This window comes from Pseudomonas sp. TR47 (assembly GCF_044143025.1).
Lineage (GTDB): Bacteria > Pseudomonadota > Gammaproteobacteria > Pseudomonadales > Pseudomonadaceae > Aquipseudomonas > Aquipseudomonas putida_E.
Window position 1 is genome coordinate 1 of the sequence record NZ_JBHFCS010000084.1, and the last position, 349, is coordinate 349.

1 pseudogene is annotated in these 349 nt (G+C 55.9%); it reads right to left on the bottom strand.

From position 1 onward, the window contains the following. Positions 1–14: 14 nt before the first annotated feature. Positions 15–349, bottom strand: a pseudogene (locus ACEWE8_RS26120) (hypothetical protein); the annotation flags it as partial.

Genomic DNA, 349 nt, shown 5'->3' on the forward strand with positions numbered 1-349 from the left:
GTCACGCTGACAAATCAGACGTGGGTGATAACGCCGTTGTTGACAGCGATGTCAGCCAGCGAAACGCCAGTCAGGGTGATAACGGATGCTTCAGGGGAAGCAGTTACGTTGCCCGAAGCGTCAACGGTGGTAGAGGCATTAGCGTACTCTACGCCTTCCACTACAACTTGAACGCCAGCAGAGCCTTGTACCAGGAAGAACTCCAGCTTGTTGCTGTCAGCAGTGCCGATGGCGCCCTGGGTGAAGCTCGAGCCCAGAACGATCGAGTCGCCAGAACCGAAGCTGTTAACGGTCAGGTCGTCTGCACCGGCAGCTTTATCGGCGAAGTAGAAGACGTCCGATTTTGCGT